Annotated in this window: 5 protein-coding genes; all 5 read left to right on the top strand. The window is 68.3% G+C overall.

Annotated elements, in window-relative coordinates:
• Positions 1–163 precede the first annotated feature (163 nt).
• Genes OHB12_RS08570 through OHB12_RS08550 form a run of 5 tightly spaced genes read left to right on the top strand, consistent with a single transcriptional unit; the run spans position 164 to position 16,889 of the window.
• Positions 164–6,745, top strand: a complete 6,582-nt coding sequence (locus OHB12_RS08570; protein WP_327117816.1) for a polyketide synthase — start codon at positions 164–166, stop codon at positions 6,743–6,745.
• On the top strand, positions 6,738–12,035 hold the full coding sequence (locus OHB12_RS08565; RefSeq protein WP_327117814.1) for a type I polyketide synthase: 5,298 nt from the start codon (positions 6,738–6,740) through the stop codon (positions 12,033–12,035). Before OHB12_RS08570 ends, OHB12_RS08565 begins: the two co-directional genes overlap by 8 nt.
• A complete protein-coding gene (locus tag OHB12_RS08560) occupies positions 12,032–15,022 on the top strand; it encodes a type I polyketide synthase (protein WP_327117812.1) in 2,991 nt (996 codons plus the stop codon). The genes OHB12_RS08565 and OHB12_RS08560 overlap by 4 nt, the downstream gene beginning before the upstream one ends.
• Positions 15,019–15,684, top strand: a complete 666-nt coding sequence (locus OHB12_RS08555) for a glutathione S-transferase family protein (protein ID WP_327117809.1) — start codon at positions 15,019–15,021, stop codon at positions 15,682–15,684. The genes OHB12_RS08560 and OHB12_RS08555 overlap by 4 nt, the downstream gene beginning before the upstream one ends.
• Positions 15,681–16,889: a cytochrome P450 family protein gene (locus OHB12_RS08550; RefSeq protein WP_327117807.1), complete on the top strand. Its 1,209-nt coding sequence runs from the start codon at positions 15,681–15,683 to the stop codon at positions 16,887–16,889. The genes OHB12_RS08555 and OHB12_RS08550 overlap by 4 nt, the downstream gene beginning before the upstream one ends.
• The last annotated feature ends 13 nt before the right edge of the window (positions 16,890–16,902 follow it).

Here is a 16,902-nt window from a genome sequence, read left to right as displayed (position 1 = left end):
ATCCTGGCGGCGCGGGTACTGAAGGCGACAGATCCAGACCCAAACCGACCAGACGGCTTTCACCTTTACATGGCGAATTCGGCAGGGATACTATCTGGTCCGATTCAGGCGAGCCGCCGGCGACACGCCAAGATCTAGTTGGTTGCTGGAGGTGGCCCTATCTATGCTGGCATGGTCTATGGAGGCCGTGCGGGACTGGCTCATAGCCAGAACCGCCGCACTGAGTGGGCTGGATCCCGCTGCGATCGATGGACGTGAGCCGTTTACCCGCTATGGGCTCGATTCACTGGCGTTGACGGCGCTCGCCGACGAATTGAGTGAGGTAGGCGGCCATCCGGTGTCGCCTGTCTTGTTATGGGCGCATCCGACGCCGGTCGCATTGGCAGGTCGGCTCACCGGAGCCGGATCGACGCCATCGGCGCAGCACGAATCGCCAGGTCAGGAGCAGCCGATCGCGATCGTCGGTCTGTCATGCCGGTTCCCCGGCGCTCCCGACGCGACGGCATTCTGGCGATTACTCAGCTCGGGTGCGGACGCGCTCACCGAACCGCCGGACGGTCGATGGGCAGGAGAGGGTCCGCCGCGCGGCGGGTTCCTCGACCGGGTCGACGAGTTCGACCCGGAGTTCTTCGGTATCTCTCCCCGGGAGGCTCCGCACGTAGACCCGCAGCAACGGCTCATGCTCGAACTGATGCAGGAAGCTCTCGATGACGCGGGCATTCCGCCTCGCAGTCTCGGGGGCAGCCGGACCGGAGTGTTCGTCGGTGCGATGTGGAGTGAGTACGGGGCAGGAATTCGGGCGGACCCCGACCTGGTCACCCAGCACACGTTGGCCGGGGGCGATCCGAGCATTATTCCCGCCCGGCTGTCCTACACGTTGGGTGCGCGCGGGCCGAGCCTTCAGGTGAACACCGCATGCTCATCGTCCCTGGTCGCGGTGCACCTTGCGGCACAGAGCCTGCGTGAAGGCGAGTGCGATCTCGCGCTCGCCGGTGGAGTCAGCCTGATGCTTGCGCCGGACACGGTGCACGCGCTGGTCCGGCTCGGCGCGCTGGCACCGGACGGGCGGTCGAAGGCGTTCGACGCGCGTGCCGATGGATACGGTCGCGGCGAAGGTGCCGGGATGATCGTGCTGAAGCCGCTCGACCGGGCACTCGCCGACGGCGATCCGATTCATGGCGTGCTCAGGGGCAGCGCGGTGAACCACGACGGGTTCAGTAATGGCCTGACCGCGCCGAGCCCGCTGGCTCAGGAATCCTTGCTGCGCACCGCTTATCGCCGAGCGGGAGTCGCGCCGTCCGACGTCGGATACGTCGAGGCGCACGGGACAGGAACGGCGCTCGGTGACCCGATCGAGGCAAGCGCGCTTGGCGCGGTGCTCGGCGAGGGCCGGGCTCGCGACCAGCTGCTGCCGATAGGTTCGGTCAAAAGCGCGATCGGGCATCTCGAAGCGGCGGCCGGGATCGCCGGGCTGATCAAGGTACTGCTGGCGATGCGGCATCGCACCGTGCCGCCATGCGGTCAGTTCGAGGAGGCCAACCCACATATCCCGTTCGACGAATGGGGTCTACGGGTGCCTTCGCGGTCGGAGGAATGGCGAGGCGATGCGGCCGGTCGCCTCGTCGCCGGGGTGAGCGCGTTCGGTTTCGGCGGCACGAACTGCCATGTGGTCCTCGAGAGCGGCGAGGACGCTCCGGTCCACCTGCTGCCTCTTACCGCGGACACCGAAGACGGCCTCCGTGCCGCGGTGCGGGAGCTGGCGATCACTCGGGACCGGCGCCCGATCTCCCGGTTGTGCGCCACCGCGTCGGCGAAGGCGGACGGCTCGCACCGGCTCGCGCTATCCGTTCGCGACCACGACGATCTCGCCTCGGGCGCGGAGAAATTCCTCAGCGGCCACGCCGGAGCCGGAATCAGTGCCGGAAAGGTCGACGGCGAACGGGCGACGATCACGTTTCTGTTCGGCGGTCAGGGCGCGCAGTGGACAGGGATGGGTGCGCGATTGCTGCGTGAGCCCGCGTTCCGGTCGGCGATCACGCGGTGCGAGACCGCGCTGCGCAGGCACGTCGACTGGTCCCTTACCCGGCTGCTGACCGCGGCCGACGAGAGCTGGATCGAGCGTACCGAGCTGGCCCAGCCTGCGATCTTCGCGATGCAGCTCGCGCTGACCGACCTGTGGCGATCACAGGGAGTCGAGCCGGACGCCGTCGCTGGAATGAGCATGGGTGAAGTCGCCGCCGCGCACGTCGCCGGAGCGATCAGCCTCGACGACGCCGCGTTGATCATGTGCAGGCGCAGCGCGATCGCCGCCGGACTGTCCGGTCACGGCGGCATGGCCGTTCTCGACCTGTCCACCGAAGACACGAACGAGCTGCTGTCCCGGCACGGCGGTGACGTATGGGTCGCGGGCAGCGCGAGCCCGGGAAGCACGGTGATCTCCGGCGATCGAGCAGCTATCCAGGCGATACGGGACGAACTCGCCGCGCGATCGGTCGCGTCGGCGCGGATCAGGGTCGATTACGCCTCGCACAGTCCCTACGTCGACTCGGTGCTGCCTGGCCTGCGGGCCGCGCTCGCCGATCTGCGGCCCGGAGAGACCCGAATACCGTTCTATTCCTCGGCCACGGGGGCACAGATGAAGGGCGCGCTGCTCGATGCCGAGCACTGGGTGCGCACCGAACGCGAACCATGGCGATTCGACACCGTGATGGAACACCTGCTCGCCGGGGGCCGCCAGATCTTCGTTGACGTCGACCCGCATCCGATTCTTACGTCGGTGGTCGAGCAGCACGGCGGCACGGCGCTGCCGACATTGCGCCGTGCGGACCGCGACCGCTCGACCTTGATCGACTCACTGGGCGTGCTGTACACGCTGGGCGCCGCCCAGCCGCCGCCGGACCAGTGCCGGACGGAGTTGCTGGTGCTTTCCGCCCGCTCGCACGATTCCCTGCTGGCATCGGCGACCACGATGGCGCGCGAGCTCAGCAGTGGCAACGACGTCGCGCTACGCGACCTGTGCTACACGGCCGCGGTACGGCGGGACCACCACGAACACCGGCTCGCGGCGACCGGTTCGTCTTCGAAGGAGCTGGCCGATTCGTTGCGTGCGACGGTTGCCGGCACTATGCCCGGCAACACGTGGATGGGCAGCGTGGAGCATGGCGAGCCGCGAGGGATCGTGTTTGTGTGCTCCGGCCAAGGTTCGCAATGGGCCGGAATGGGTCGGAACCTGTTGCGTGCCGAACCGGTGTTTCGCGCCGCGGTCGAGGAATGCGAGAAATGGCTACGGCCGCTGACCGGGTGGTCGCTGACGGCCGAGCTGACCGCGCCCCCGGAGCGCAGTCGCCTCGATGAGACCGCGGTCGCGCAACCGGCGCTGTTCGCGATCCAAGTGGGGATCGCGTGGCTGTGGCAGGCATGGGGACTTGCCCCGGACGCGCTGATCGGCCACAGCGTCGGTGAAGTCACCGCCGCGTACCTGGCCGGATCGCTGTCCCTCGCCGAAGCGGTCGAGGTGGTGTACCACCGGGGACGGTTGATGCAGGCCACGGCAGGGGAAGGCGGGATGGCTTCGGTGGAACTGCCCGCTGAGCGGGTGCGCGACCTGCTGAGCGGGTACCGAGGTGAGCTCACGATCGGTGCGATCAACGACCCCGATTCGGCCGTCGTTTCCGGCGACGCCACCGCACTGGCCGACTTGCTCGGACGGCTGCGCCGCGATGGGGCCGCGTGCCGTGAGCTCCGGGTCGGCTACGCGTTCCACAGTGCGCGGATGGACGCGGCCGGGCACGAATTGTCTCAGGCGCTCGGCCTGCTTGCTCCGGGGCCGAGCCGGTTGCCCGTCTACAGCACGGTTTCCGGGAAGCTCGTTGATGATCAGCGATTCGATGCGGACTACTGGGTGCGAAACGTGCGCGAAACCGTGCGGTTCGCGGATGCGATGAACGGCGCGATCTCCGATGGGTACCGGGTTTTCGTGGAGATCGGGCCGCATCCGGTTCTGCTGGAGAACATCCAGCGATGCCTTGCCGCCCACCCGATCGATGGTCACGCCATCGGTTCGCTGCGCAGAGGCGTGGACGAACGGTCCGCGCTGCGCCGCGCGGTCGGCGCACTGTACGCCGGTGGCTGCTTGCCGAACTTCGATCGGCTACTCGATACCGGCCGGGTCGTTTCGTTGCCCGCTTACCCATGGCAGCGGAAGCGGTACTGGCTCGCGGCCGACCGGCGCACCGCGCCCTCCGGCGCTGACGGGAGCCATCCGCTGCTCGGCGCGGGCTTGGTCTCGGCGGTAGAGCACGGAACCCGCTACTGGCAACGCGCGCTGGACCCGGCAAGGCTGCCGTATCTCACTGACCTCACGGTGCGCGGGAACACCGTGCTCTCGGCGGCCATTTTCGCCGAAATGGCACTGGCTTCGGGCGCCGAAGCGTACGGAACAGAGGACATCGCCGTTACTGATCTGGCGTTCGAGCGAATGCTGGAAATTTCCGAGGCAGTGCTACCCGCGACCCAGGCAGTGATCAGCACGCGGGATGAACTCTTCCAGGTATTCAGCCACCACGGTCCGGACTGGGTACGGCATGCGCTGGCCACCGTCGGCCCGGACACCGGCAATCCGGATATGCGCGAGGAGCCCGCACTGATCCGGCACCGCTGCACCGAACACAGGGACGGGACCGTGCACTACCGCGCGCTGGCCGGGGCGGGGCTGGACATCGGAGAGCACCTTCGTGGGGTCTCGGAGCTGTGGTTCGGCCAGGACGAAGTGCTGGCCCTGCTCGTGCCGCCGGAGCAGGCACACCGACGAGGCACCGATTACCGCATCCATCCCTCGGTGCTGGACGCCGGTCTGCAGGCGCTGATCGCCCTGTGCAACGGTTCGTCCGGCAGCAACGTGGTGACCGGGATCGGTCGGTTGCGAGTGCATCGGACGCCGGAGGGCCCGGTATGGGCGCATGGCCGACCGGCGGGGCCGGGTTTCGACCTCTACCTGCTCGACGACGACGGCCGGGTACTGGTGGAAGCCGAGGAGGTGCGCCTGCAGCCGCTCCACTATCCCGATCCGGTCGCGGACTGCCTGTATACCGTGGAATGGCGCGAGCGAGCCCACCGAGAACCGGTGCGAGACCGAGTTGAGCCGTGGATCGTGTTCGCGGGCGAGGATCGCCTCGGCGCCGAGCTCGTGGACGAGCTGCGGGCTCGGGGCAAGCAGTGCGATCTGGTGGCTGCGCGGACAGCGGACCTGACCGGAATAGCGTCCCTGCGGGCGGTTCTGGCTGGACCGGCGCCGGCCGGAGTGGTGCATATCGGAAGTCTCGGCAGCGCGAGCGCGCGGATGCTGGCCGACGCGCTGGCCGGAATGGGATGGCGCGATCAGCCACGGCTGTGGCTGGTGACCCGTGGCGCACAAGCGGTCGGCGAGCACACCTCGGCGGTGGATGTCGACCAGGCGGCGTTGTGGGGACTCGGCAGGGAAATCGGGCTCGACCATCCGGAGCTGTGCGTCACGCGGGTGGACCTTGCCGAGCGGCCGACACCGGATGCGGTGGCCACGGTTGTGTCGGAATTGCTCAGCGACGATCGGGAGACCGATATCGCCCTTCGCCCCGGTGGCCGGTTCGTGGCCAGGCTGATCCGCGTGCCGGATGTCCGTGAGCGGGCAGCGACGTTGCGGCCCGACGGCTCATACGTGATCGTCTGCGAGGACGCAGCACTCGCGGAGTCGTTCGCCGGGTGGATGACCGACCGCGGTGCGCGCAACGTCGTGATCCTGGACCGGACCGGTGCCGTCGGGCCGATCAGCTTTCCTGGGGCACGGGTCCTGACCATCGACACCTGCGTTACCGACGACCGCGAGATGATCAGGCTGATCGCCGCGATCGAGGCCGCCGCGGGCACCGTGCGCGGACTCATCCACGCCGGGGGCGACGACAGCGCGTGGCGCTGGCATCAGCACACGCTCGATCGCACACTCGATCTCTTCGTGCTCTGCTCATCGGTCGCCTCGTTGTTCGGGTGCCTGGGCGACCCGATGGGAAGCGCGCGGCTGGACGCGATCGCACACCATCGCCGCGCCATCGGCCTGCGGGCATTGAGCCTGAATCTCGCGCAGGATGGTATGGCGGTACAGGGCATCACCGATGCGTCCTCGGCGGGTCTCGCGCGGGCATTGGACAATGGGGTGCGCGCGGACCTCGGGCAGCTCGCGGTCATGAAGCTGAACCTCCGGCACTGGTTCGAGTCGTTTCCCAGCGTGGCGGGGACACCGCTGTTCGACGAGATCGAATCCCGTGCCTCGGACATCGCCACCGCATTCGCCGGCAGGCTGGCCGCGACCAGCGCCCAGGAACGGGCCGGGGTGATCGAAGAGCACCTGATCGAGCAGGTTTCCCTGACGCTGCACCGAGATCCCGCGAGCCCGAGCCGGAAGGCGACGTTCCAGGACATGGGTATGGACTCGCTGATGGCGGTGGAGCTACGCAACCGGCTGGAATCCACGCTCGGCGTCCGATTGTCGGTCGCGCTGGTCTTCACCTACTCCACCATCGCCGCGCTCGCCGAGTTCATCGCGGTCGAACTCGGGGTGGCCGAACTCGGGGTGGCCGAACCTCCGGCTGCGGACCCGGACCCGGACGATTGGTCTTCTGTCGCAGCGGACATCGATCTGCTCTCCGACGCGGAAGCCGAGGCCATGCTGCTGGCCAGCATCCGGCTCGTCGAACAGGAACAGCGCGATGATTGAGTCGGTGTCGCCGGTGAAGCAGGCCCTGGCGGCCATGCGGACCTTGCAAACAAGACTGGACCGGGAGCTGCTGGCGAAGACCGAGCCGATCGCCGTCATCGGCATGGGGTGCCGGGTGCCGGGCGGCGGCACCAGCCCTGACGAGTTCTGGCGGCTACTCGACGACGGCGTCGACGCCATCACCGAGGTCCCCCCAGACCGGTGGGCGGGCGAGGACGCCGGAGCTCCGACACGCTGGGGCGGTTTTCTGTCCGATGTGGACAAATTCGACGCGGCTTTCTTCGGTATCGCGCCACGGGAGGCCGAGGCGATGGACCCGCAACAGCGCCTGCTGCTGGAAGTGGCCTGGGAGGCGTTGGAACGCGCCGGGCATGCTCGGCCCGACCGGCTGACCGGCTCGAGGACCGGCGTGTTCGCCGGCGTCGTCGTCACCGACTACGACCGGCTCAGCGTCGGAAGGCGGGACATCTATACCGTGACCGGCAATGGGCACTCGTTCCCCGCGGGACGGTTGTCCTACGTGCTCGGGCTTCAGGGCCCGAGCATGGTCGTGGACACGGCGTGCTCGTCGTCGCTGGTTGCCGTGCATCTCGCGGTCCAAAGCCTGCGATCCGGAGAGAGCACGATGGCGCTGGCCGGCGGGGTCAATCTGATGCTGGCCAGAGACATGACCGACATGCTGGCCAGTTCCCGTGCGCTGTCCGAGGACGGGCGATGCAAGACCTTCGACGCGCTGGCCAACGGCTATGTCCGGGGCGAGGGCTGCGGGATGCTGGTCCTCAGACGGCTTTCCGACGCGGTGGCAGACGGCGATCCGGTGCTCGCGGTCATCCGTGGTTCCGCGGTGAATTCCGACGGCCGTTCCTCCGGACTGACCGCGCCGAACGTCTCAGCGCAGAAGGCATTGCTGCGTCAGGCCTTGCGCAGCGCTCGCGCCGACGCGGCGGACATCGGTTATGTCGAGACACACGGCACCGGAACGCCGCTCGGCGACCCGATCGAGGTGGATGCGCTGGTCGACGTGCTCGGCGGGCTGCGGGACAACGGTTCGCGGTGCGTGCTCGGCGCGCTGAAGACCAATATCGGGCATCTGGAGGCGGCGGCCGGGGTCATCGGGCTGATCAAAGTCGTGCTCGCGCTGCAGCGGGAGCGTATCCCGGCGAACCTGCACCTGCGCACCGCCAACCCCAGGATCGACCTCACCGGAACCGCCCTGGTACTGCCGAAAAAACCGGTCCCGTGGCCGAAACAGGACGGCACGCCGCGGATGGCGGGCGTCAGCTCGTTCGGTATCAGCGGCACCAACGCGCACGTCATCGTCGCGGATCCGCCGGAGCACGCCGAGCCTTACGCGACCGAACCAGGACCGGCACTGGTGCCGATCTCCGCGCGCCATGCGGGCGCGCTGGCAGATCTGGTCGCCGCCTTCCTGGCCGGTGTCGCCGAACGGAAGGCCGAGGTCGCCGATATCGCCTACACCGCGGCTGTCCGCAGGCACCATCACGAGCACCGCGCCGCACTGGTGCTACCGGGCGACGGGCCTGCGCGACTGGTGCCGGGCACCGCGCCAGGCGAACGGCCGCGAGTGGTGTTCGTGTTTCCCGGCCAGGGCTCGCAATGGCTCGGTATGGGACGCGCACTGCTCGCCGGTGAGCCCGCATTCCGCATGGCCATCGAGGCGTGCGACGACGCGATCCGGAACGAGACCGGATGGTCGGTTCTTGCTGAATTGACCGCCGAGCCGTCCAGGTCTCGGCTGGACCGGGTCGATATCGTGCAGCCGGTGCTGTTCGCGATCGAGGTCGCCTTGGCCGCTCTGTGGCAGTCGAAGGGCATCGAGCCGGACGCTGTCATCGGCCACAGCATGGGTGAGGTCGCCGCCGCGCATGTGGCCGGCGCGCTCACCCTGGCCGACGCGGCGCGGATCATCTGCCGCCGCAGTCGGTTGCTGCGCGGACTGGCCGGGCGCGGTGCGATGGCACTGGTGGATCTGCCGATAGCGGCGGCGCGCGCGGTGCTGTCCGGATTCGTCGATCGGGTGTCGATCGCGGCGAGCAACAGCGCACGCTCGACCGTGCTCTCCGGCGACCCGGACGCGCTGGAGGAACTCCTGGCCGAGCTGGCCGGTGCGGGGGTGTTCTGTCGTCGGATCAAGGTCGAGGTCGCCGCGCACAGCCCGCAAGTCGACGCCATCACCGATGAGCTGAGTCGCCTGCTCGGTACGCTGACACCGGAGGCCGCCGCGGTGCCGATGTGGTCCACTGTGCTCGGAAAGGTCTGTGCCGCGGCCGAGCTGGATACCGCGTACTGGATACGCAACCTTCGTGAACCCGTGCTGTTCTCGGAGACGGTCCGTGACTGCATGGCGCAGGGGCGCACGGTATTCGTCGAGCTGAGCCCGCACCCGATCCTGCTGCCCTCGATCGAAGAGGACGGGGGCACGGCCGTTCCGTCCGGGCGGCGCGAACAGGACGAGCGCGCGGTGTTTCTCGAATCGCTTGCGGCGCTGTATGTCCGGGGCCGCCAGGTGGACTGGTCCGCGCTCCACCCGAGGGGCGGGCGCTGCGTGCCGCTGCCTGCTTACCCGTGGCGGCGCGAGCGGCACTGGGTGGACCGAGTTCCGGGTCCCCGCGCCGATCATGGGCATCCATTGCTCGGTGAGCCGGTCAGCCCGGCGACCTCGCCGGGCACCCGGATCTGGGAGCGCGAACTGGATCTGCCGTATCTGGCCGACCATACGGTGGACGGCGTGGTGGTGTTCCCGGCGTCGGGCTACGTGGAGATGGCGCTCGGTGCGTTCGGGCGATCGTCGGCGCTGGAGGAGCTCGCATTCGACCGGATGGCGATTCTCGGGAAGGACGGCTCCGGACACGTCCAGTTCATCGACGACTCCGGCCGTTTTCAGGTCTACGGCCGAGCGACGAGAGACGAGCCGTGGGTTCCGTGCGCGCACGGAACGGTTCGTGTGAGCGACGACGGGCCACCGACGGCCGAGCCGCCATCGTCGGTGCGGGACCGGTGCCGCACCGAGGTCGCCGTGGCCGAGCACTACGAACGGTATGCCAGGCGAACCATCGGCTACGGCCCGGCTTTCCGTGGTGTGCAACGGATCTGGGCCGGTGACGGTGAGGGCGTTGCGTTGGTCGAGCTGGCCGGGTCGCCCTCGGGATATGTCTGCCACCCGGCGCTGCTGGACGCCTGCTTCCAGGTACTCGGGGGTGTGCTGCTCGACCGACGGGCGACCGGCGGGGTCATACCGGTGCGGATCGACCGGCTCCGCGTCCACCGGCCACCCGGTGGCCGCGTGTGGGTACACGCGCGCGCACGGTCCACCGAGGACAGTGGGGATCTGTTGGTCCTCGACGAGGACGGAACGGTGCTGGTCGAGGTCGAGGGGCTCACGGTGGCAAGACCTGCCGAAGCAGAGCCCTACCGGGACTGGCTCTACCAGGTGACATGGCGTGTGGGGGAACGGCTCGTGGCACCGGATCCCGGTGAAAGGGCTGTCGGGACCTGGCTGGTGCTCACCGATTCCACCGGTGTCGGCACGTCGCTGGCCACGCTGCTCGAACAGCGTGGCCAGACCTGCGTACTGCTCGACAAGGAGGACATCGATATCGCCGACGACGATGCGTGGAGCGCGCTGCTCGACAACGTCGCCGACGGTGGGCGGGCCTGCGTCGGGGTGGTGCACCTGTGGAGCTTGGACACCACCGGTACCGAACACGTCACCGCCGACACGCTGACCGCCGATCAGCAGATCACCGGCCTCAGCACGGTGCGCCTGGTCCGCGCGCTCGTTCGCCTTCGCCTGCGGGACCAGCCCCGGCTGTTTCTGGTCACCAAGGGAGCGCAGCAGGTGGGCCGCGAACCGGTCGCGGTGTCGCAAGCGCCGTTGTGGGGTCTGGCAAGGACATTGAGCGTCGAACATCCCGAACTGGAGTGCACGCGGGTCGACCTCCAATCGGGATGGGCGCGAAGCCGTTCCGCTGCAGAACTCCTCCCCGAGCTGGTCGGGGCGGACGGCGAAGACGAGGTCGCGTTACGCGAGGAAGGGCGGAACCTGGCCAGGCTGGTACGGGCCTCGTTCGAGACCGGAAACGCCGAGCTGACCCTCAGCGGGGGGACATACCTGATCAGCGGCGGGCTCGGCGGGCTCGGCATCGGCCTGGCGGCCTGGCTTGCCGCGCGCGGGGCGCGGCACCTCGTGCTGGCCGGACGGCACGATCCGGCTCCGGACGTGCAGGCCAGGATCGCTGAGCTCAGGAGGGACGGCGTCGAGGTCGTGGTCGCGCGGGCGGACGTGGCCCGGCGCCAGGACGTCGCCCGGGTGCTCTCGGATATCGACGAGCGGATGCCGCCACTGCGTGGAGTGCTGCACGCGGCCATGGTGCTCGACGATCGAACCATTCTGGAACTGGACGCTGAACGGTACGACCGCGTGCTGGCACCCAAGATGCGGGGCGCATGGAATCTGCATGAGCTGACCGGCGACCGAGAGTTGGAGTTCTTCGTGATGTACTCGTCGGCCGCGGCCCTGCTCGGCTCACCGGGACAGGCCAACTACGCGGCCGCCAACGCATTCCTCGGCGCGCTCGCGCGGCATCGGGAACACGGTGGCCTGACGGCATTGTGCGTGGACTGGGGGTTGTACTCGCAGGAAGGCATCATGGCAGGACGGAACGCGGAAGGGGAGCGCCTCGCGCATCGGGGGGTCGGCACCCTGACCCCCGAGCAAGGCATGGACATCCTCGGTCGGCTGCTGAGTGGCAGCACCAGTCAGATCGCGGCGGCCGATCTCGATCTCCGACAGTGGCTGGCGTTCTACCCGGCTTCGGCCGGTGCGTCGCTGTTCGCGGAACTCCCTGACGACGGCGGGGAGAGCGGCAGGGTGCCATCGGCTCCTTGGTTCGCAGACCGGCTGCGTGCGGCCACCCCTGCCGAACGCCCGAGCTTGATCGACGCCGTCGTGACTGAGCAACTCGGCCAGATCCTGCACCTCGACGCCGCTCTCATCGACCGGAAGGCGCCGCTGACTGCCGCGGGAGTCGACTCGCTGATGGCGCTCGAACTCCGGAACCGGCTGGAGTCGGCGCTGGGCGTCCGGCTGTCCGCGACGCTGCTGTACGCCGCGCCGACGGTGCGAGCACTGACCGAACAGCTACTCGGCGTGCTCGGCATGGCAGAGCCGCAGGCGGCCACCGACGAGTTCGACGACCTGGCCATAGACGACCTTCTCGCGCAGATCGATGGTTCGATCGACCGGCTCGAAAGCGGGGAGCTGCCGTGACCCTCGTCGACGAGGAAGGCTACCGCTCACGTCTTGTCAAAGCCGCGTCCGCGCTGCGCAGTCTGGAGGCCGAGGTCGCGCGGCTGACGCGGCTGCACACCGAACCTGTCGCGGTGATCGGCATGGGTTGCCGCTTCCCCGGCGGCGCCGATGACCCGGAATCATTCTGGACACTGCTTTCCGACGGCGTCGACGCAGTCTCCGAGCGATCAGCCCGCGCCACCGCGGATGCCGCGAGAACAGGGGCCTTTCTGTCCGCTGTGGACGGTTTCGACGCGGCGTTCTTCGGGATCTCGCCGAGAGAGGCCGCTGCGCTGGACCCGCAGCACCGGCTGCTGCTCGAAGTCGCATGGGAGGCGCTGGAAGACGCCGGAGTGGTGACCGAGCGGCTGGCCGGCAGCAGAACCGGCGTGTTCGTCGGTATGAGCGGCAACGACTACCTGCTGCTCAGCGCCCGATCCGGCGCTATGGGCGGGTACGCGGGCACTGGAACAGCCCACAGTTTCGGCGCAGGCCGGTTGTCGTACCTGCTCGGGCTGCGCGGGCCGAGTCTGTCGGTGGATACCGCGTGCTCGTCGTCGCTGGTCGCGGTGCACCTGGCGATCCGGAGCCTGCGAACAGGGGAGAGCTCGCTCGCGCTGGCCGGCGGGGTGAACCTCGTTCTCGACGACTCGGTGACCGAGATGGTCGCGGATCTGCAGGCGCTGTCACCGGACGGCCGCTGCCGCACGTTCGACGCGCGCGCGAACGGGTTCGTCCGGGGCGAGGGTTGCGGAATCGTGGTGCTGAAGAAGCTGTCCGACGCGCTGGCCGACGGTGATCGGGTGCTCGGCGTGCTGCGGGGTTCCTCGATGAACTCGGACGGTCGCTCGGCCGGACTGACCGCGCCGAATCCACTGGCGCAGCAGGACATGCTGCGTCAGGCGTTCGCCGATGCGCGCGTGCGCCCTGGCGACATCGGATACGTGGAGACCCACGGCACCGGAACCGCGCTCGGGGACCCCGTGGAGATCGAGGCCTTGACCGAGGTTTTCGGCGAGTCGGATCCGGACAGCGGCGGTTGTGTGCTCGGCGCGGTCAAGACCAACATCGGGCATCTCGAGGCCGCCGCCGGTATCGCTGGACTGATCAAGGCGGTGCTGGTCTTGCGGCACGCGGAGATCCCCCGCAACCTGCACTTCAGCACTCTGAATCCGCGGATTTCCCTGACCGGAACACCATTCGTGATACCGAAGACGGCCATCGCGTGGCCCGAAGGCGAGCGGCCACGGATCGCCGGCGTCAGCTCGTTCGGCATGAGCGGCACCAACGCGCATGTCGTCGTCGCCGAAGCGCCCACCGCCGAGCAGGTGCCACCGCACGCCGGACCGATTCTGCTTCCGCTGTCGGCACGAAGCCGGGCGGCACTGACCGAGCTGGCTTCGGCACACGCGAGTGTCCTCGAGCGGCAGAGCGATCCGCACGACATCGCCTACACCGCGGGCGCCCGGCGTGATCATCATGAGCGGCGGATCGCGGTGGTCGGCGAGTCCGCAACCGAGCTGGCCGAGAAGCTGCGCGCCTTGGCGCGGGATGGTGTCACCGCGGCCCGAGTCGGCGCACCGCCCGCGCTCACCTATGTCTTCTCCGGACAGGGCGCGCAGTGGATCGGCATGGGACGGCAGTTGCAAGCCACTGAGCCGGTCTTCGCCACCGCGCTCGGTAGATGCGATGAGCTCATCGCGCAGAACGCGTCGTTCTCGCTGCTCGAGGAACTGGCCGCGCCGCCGGACCGGTCGAGGTTACAGCGCACGGAGATCGCCCAGCCCGCGCTGTTCGCCATTCAGATCGCGCTGTCCGCCCTGCTGTCCAGATGGGGTGTTCGACCGGACGCGGTCATCGGGCACAGTGTCGGCGAGATCGCCGCCGCGCAGGTCGCGGGTGCGCTGACTCTTGCGGAAGCCATCAGGATCGTGGTGGCGAGGGGCCGCATCATGGCCCAGGCAGACGGTTCGGGGGCGATGGTGTCGGTCGCGCTCAGCCAGGATGAGATCGCGGCCTCGATGTCGACAATGGACACTTCGGTCGTGGTGGCGGCTGTCAACGACGACAGGTCCGTCGTGCTGTCCGGCACGGTGGACGAGCTGCACGTGGTGCTCGACCCGCTGCAGCGACGAGGCGTTCGCTGCCGCCGGCTACCGGTCGACTACGCGTTCCACTCGCCGTCGATGGCGCCGCTGGCCGTCGAACTCGCGGAGGAACTCGGCACGGTCGAAGCCGGTCGTACCGTGTGCCCCCTGTACAGCACGGCCCGCGGCGGCCGGATCGCCGGAAATGAATTGACCGGGGACTACTGGGCGGACAATGTCCGGTATCCGGTCCGGTTCGCCGAGGCTGTGCACGCCGCGGCCAGAGATGGGCAGCAGGTTTTCCTCGAGATAGCACCGCATCCGGTGCTGTCCGGCCATGTCGCGAACTGTCTCGGCAGGGGAGCGGCGATACCGACCCTGCGCAGGGAGCGCCCGGAACTGCACGGTCTGCTCAACTCGGTCGCCGAGCTCTACACCGCGGGGTATCCGGTGGACTTCGCCGGCCTTTACCGGGATCGCCGCGGGGTGGTGTCGTTGCCGCGGTATCCGTGGCAGCGCAGGCGTTACTGGCTCGACGCCACGGAACCGCCGAGAGAACAGGCGGCCGTGGAGCCGGTGCACTGGGTCGAGGAGCTGATCGAATTGCCGGACGGCGAGCAGGAGGCCGCGATCGAGTCAGCCGTGCGCGCAGACGCGGCTGCCGTGCTCCAGTTGGCTTCGCCTTCCGATGTGCCGGTCGACGGCATGTTCATGGAACTGGGCATGGATTCGCTGATGACGGTGCAACTGCGGCACGAACTGGCCGCGCGAACTGGCCTCGCGCTGCCGGCGACCCTGGCCTTCGATCATCCGACTCCACGGGCGATCACTCGGTACTTGCTGAAGGTGCTCGCTGCGCAGGGAGAAAATGGATCATGATGAAGGTATACGGGACGGCCACCAGCGCGTGCACGCACAAGGTGCTGATGGTGCTCGCGGAGAAAGATCAACACGCCGAGCTGGTCGAGGTGAGTGTCCTCCAAGGACACGACAAGTCGCCCGAACACCGGGAACGCCAGCCCTTCGGCGAGATTCCGGTACTCGAAGACGATGGGTTCCTGCTGTATGAATCGCGGGCGATCATCCGCTATCTCGATCAGCGGCTGCCGGGCCCCGCGCTGACGCCGGATCACCTCCAGCTGCGCGGGCTGATGGAACAGTGGATCAGCATCGAGCAAAGCTATGTCAGCGGCCCGGTCTGGGAGCTGGTCCGCGGCGGGCCGGTCTACGAGATCATCCGGGAAAGCCCCGCGGCGCCGCTTTTGCCGCCGCCCCCGGACCAGGACGCGATCGCCGCGGCCCGCGCTGCGCTGGCCGCACCATTCGACGTCGCGGACGCCACGCTGGCCGGACAGGAGTTCCTCGCCGGCCCCGAGTTCTCACTCGCCGAGGTCACCTGGCTGCCCTATTTGCAGTATCTGGTCGCCTCCAACGGCGCGGACCTGATCACTGCGCGGCCGAACCTGGCGCGGTGGTGGCGGGAGATCAGCGGAAGACCGACCTGGCTCCGGGTCGGCAAGGTGCTGGAGCGGCCCGAATGAACCGGTTCGATCTCTGGGGTGAGCAGATGCGCGTCGATCCGTTGCCGACGCTGGCGCTGATGCGCGCCGAAGCGCCGATCGTCCGGCTGTTCAACCCGCACCAGGGTGCGCCCGAGTGGCGCGTGACCCGCTATGCCGACGTGGTCGAACTGCTCCGTGATCCCCGTTTCAGCAAGGACAAGCGGAAGCTGTCCGATCAGGCGCGCTCCCGGTACTTCCGGGTCACCGAATTCGACCGGCTGGACAAACACATGCTCTACGCCGACCCGCCGGAGCACACCAGGATGCGCGCATTGGTGGCCAAGGCCTTCACTCCCCGCCGGATCTCGGAACTGCGCCCCCGCATCGCCGAAGCGACCGTGCGGCTGCTGGACCTGGCCGAGCGCCAGGACTCGGTGGACCTGCTCGACGCATTGGCCTTCCGGCTGCCGATCACCGTGCTGGTCGAGCTGATCGGGGTTCCGATCGAAGACCAGGAGCGCTTCCGGGAGTGGACCAGGATTCTGATTGCTCCGCCGTCGGAAGGAGACTTCGATGCGCTGCGCCGGATGGCGATCGAGTTTCAGCAATACCTCGAGGAATTTCTCGCGCTGCGCCGCAGGCGGCCCCGCGACGATCTCACCAGTGCGTTGATCGAGGCGGAGACGCATGGCGACCGGCTGTCATCGGTGGAACTGATGAGCATGGTGTTCCTGCTCATCGCGGCGGGTTTCGAGACGACGGGCAACCTCATCGGCAACGGTGTGTGGGCGCTGCTGCGGCATCCAGCGGAACTGCGGCGGCTGCGCGCCACGCCGGAACTCATCGAACCGGCCATCGAGGAAGTGTTGCGATACTGCCCGCCGGTTGCGAACAGCACCGGGGCCTTTCCCCTGACCGATGTCGAGTTCCGGGGCACCGTCATTCCGGCCGAGGAACTGGTCGTCGCTTCGCTGCTGTCTGCACATCATGATCACGCGCAGTTTCCCGAACCGGACCGATTCGACATCACCAGGACACCGAACCGGCACCTGGGTTTCGGCCTCGGCCTGCACTTCTGTCTCGGGGCGTCGCTGGCAAGACTCGAGGCGGCGGTGGCCATCGGCACCCTGGTGCGGCGCTTTCCCGGACTGCGATTCGCGGCCGATCCGGACGCATTGCGATGGAAGAACGGCGTATTCGTCAACGGCCTGAAATGCCTTCCCGTCACCTGGGAGGCGCGATGAGACACAATCGCGC

It is taken from the genome of Nocardia sp. NBC_01730, assembly GCF_035920445.1.
Lineage (GTDB): Bacteria > Actinomycetota > Actinomycetes > Mycobacteriales > Mycobacteriaceae > Nocardia.
The sequence above is the reverse complement of the archived record's forward strand: the minus strand, read 5'-3'. Positions and strand labels throughout refer to the sequence as shown.